This is a genomic window from Methylobacterium sp. Leaf361 (assembly GCF_001424445.1).
In the GTDB taxonomy this organism is placed as follows: Bacteria; Pseudomonadota; Alphaproteobacteria; order Rhizobiales; family Beijerinckiaceae; genus Methylobacterium.
Map to the genome: position 1 here is coordinate 1 of NZ_LMPY01000088.1, position 2170 is coordinate 2170.

Annotated in this window: 3 protein-coding genes; 1 reads left to right on the top strand and 2 read right to left on the bottom strand. The window is 69.8% G+C overall.

Going from position 1 to position 2170, the window contains the following annotated elements; translation table 11 throughout:
• Positions 1–98: 98 nt before the first annotated feature.
• Positions 99–866, bottom strand: a complete 768-nt coding sequence (locus ASG32_RS31040) for an NAD kinase (RefSeq protein ID WP_056533873.1) — start codon at positions 864–866, stop codon at positions 99–101.
• Positions 867–1009: 143 nt separating this feature from the next.
• Here ASG32_RS31040 and cutA point away from each other — a divergent pair, with 143 nt between their 5' ends.
• Positions 1010–1363 carry a divalent-cation tolerance protein CutA gene (gene cutA / locus ASG32_RS31045; RefSeq protein ID WP_056533876.1) on the top strand — a complete coding sequence of 118 codons (354 nt, stop codon included), beginning with the start codon at positions 1010–1012 and terminating at the stop codon, positions 1361–1363.
• On the opposite strand, the gene ASG32_RS31050 is transcribed toward cutA, so the two are convergent.
• Positions 1351–1968 carry an LpxA family transferase gene (locus ASG32_RS31050; RefSeq protein ID WP_056533878.1) on the bottom strand — a complete coding sequence of 206 codons (618 nt, stop codon included), beginning with the start codon at positions 1966–1968 and terminating at the stop codon, positions 1351–1353. The genes cutA and ASG32_RS31050 overlap by 13 nt on opposite strands.
• Positions 1969–2170 lie beyond the last annotated feature (202 nt).

Here is a 2170-nt window from a genome sequence, read left to right on the forward strand (position 1 = left end):
CGGCCATCCCATCCTCCTCAGGCTCCAAACCAGAGGACAGAATCACAACCCGCTCGCCACCGCTACCCAGCGTGAGTCCTGCTCAACGAGACTTGGTATCACCCGAATTGCTCCCGCAGGATGCGCTCGTCGAGGCTGTGGCCGGGATCGTGCAGCAGCACGAGCTCGGTGGCGCGGTCGAGGGACGTCTCTACCGTGCAGACCCGGCGGAACTCCGTGTGGTCGGCCACCGCCGCGACCGGGCGGTGGGGGGCGTCGAGGACGTCGATCCGGATCCGGGCGTAGTCCGGCAGAAGTGCGCCGCGCCAGCGCCGGGGGCGGAAGGCCGAGATCGGTGTCAGCGCCAGAAGCTTGGCGTCGAGCGGTAGGATCGGTCCCCCGACCGACAGGTTGTAGGCCGTGGAGCCCGCCGCGGTGGCGACGAGCACGCCGTCGGCGATCAGCAGGTCGAGCCGGACATTGCCGTCGACGGAGATCTTCAGCTTGGCGGTCTGGTGGGTCTGGCGCAGCAGGTAGACCTCGTTGATCGCCCGCGCCCGGTGGGATCGGCCCTCCGTGTCGAGCACGTCCATCACGAGCGGGTGGATGACGCTGCGCTGGGCGTTCTCCAGATGCTCCAAGAGGTCGTCGTCGCGGAACTCGTTCATCAGGAAGCCGACCGTGCCGCGGTTCATCCCGTAGATCGGCTTCGGGTGGTCCATGAAGCGGTGCAGCACCTGGAGCATCAGGCCGTCACCGCCCAGGGCCACGACGACGTCGGCCTCCTCGGGCGGGACGTGGTCGTAGCGCCGCATCAGGGCGGCCGCTGCCTCGCGGGCGTAGCCGGTCGGGCTCGCCACGAAGGCGATCTTCTGGAAACGCGGCATGGATCAGGCGCAGCCGCGCAGGCGCGTCGGGATCGCCTCAGGGTTCACGTCACGGCTCCAGTCTGACGAGCGAACCGCCCGGTTGACGTCCTTGCCCGGCATGCGCCTCACTCCGCGAGCACACGCGCAATTGGAGGCATAGCATGGAGCGTCCGCTCCTCGTCTACACCACCTTTCCCGACCTCGCCTCGGCGCTGAACATCGGCGAGGCGCTGGTCCGCGAGCGACTCATCGCCTGCATCAACGTGCTGCCGGGCATGCAGTCCGTCTACAGCTGGAAGGGCGCAGTGGAGCGCGGTGCCGAGGTCGCCGCCATCCTCAAGAGCCGCGAAGGTCTGGCCGACGCGCTGGCGGTCGCGCTGAAGGCGCGCCACCCCTACGACACGCCGATCATCCTGCATCTGCCGGTCGCCGGGGCGGACGCCGACACGGCCGCCTGGATCCTGGCGGAGACGCAGCCCTGCGGGCCTTCCGGCGCCGGGCCTCAGGCGGACTGATCCACCAGCCCGAGCCGCGGCACGACCGTCCCGGGCAAAAGCGTGGCGCCGGGGGCGATCACCACGTTCGCGCCGACCCGGACCCCGTCGCCGACGAGGGCGCCGAACTTTCGCGCGCCGGTCTCGATGCTTCGCCCGGCCAGCGTCAGGACGATGCGGGTCTCCGGTGCCTCGTTGCGGTGATTGGCGTTGATGGCGCCGGCCTCCAGGTTCACGCCCGCGCCGAGCAGGCTGTCGCCGACGAAGTTGAAATGCGCGGCCGTCGCTCCGGCGAACAGGTAAGTGGATTTGAGCTCCGAGCCGGGGCCGACGGTGCAGCCCGTCTCCAGCCAGCAGCCGCCTCGAAGATAGGCCCCCGCTGCCACGCGGCACTCCGGGCCGATGATCGCCGGCGCCTTCACGGTCGCCCCCGCCTCGACGACGGCGCGCCGATGCACGGCGACGCCGTCGTTGACCCGGTAATCCGGGCCTAGACGCGCGAGGTGTGCGCCGATCAGGTCGGCCGCCCCTGCCGTGAGAGCCCAGGGCGCGCGGTCGAGCGCTGCGAGCCATGAGGATGGGTAGCCGGCGATGTAGGTTCCGACTTCGGCGCCAGTCGGCGTCATCCGCGCTCCGATCAAATCCCGTTGCTCGCGGACACGGGTGACCTGCCACCTGCCCCCGCCGCGTCGATCGATACTGTCAGGCCCCCGGACAGGGAGCCAGACGGTAATTACCCACGCCCTTGCGCGGGACGGATTTCGCTGATTCTCTCGTGCGATGGGCCGCAGCGACCTTGAACGGCTGAGCCGCGAAGAGCTGATCGAG

Coding starts and splice junctions, on each gene's coding strand:
- ASG32_RS31050 (WP_056533878.1), bottom strand. CDS start 1,968: ATGACGCCGACTGGCGCCGAAGTCGGAACCTACATCGCCGGCTACCCA.
- cutA (WP_056533876.1), top strand. CDS start 1,010: ATGGAGCGTCCGCTCCTCGTCTACACCACCTTTCCCGACCTCGCCTCG.
- ASG32_RS31040 (WP_056533873.1), bottom strand. CDS start 866: ATGCCGCGTTTCCAGAAGATCGCCTTCGTGGCGAGCCCGACCGGCTAC.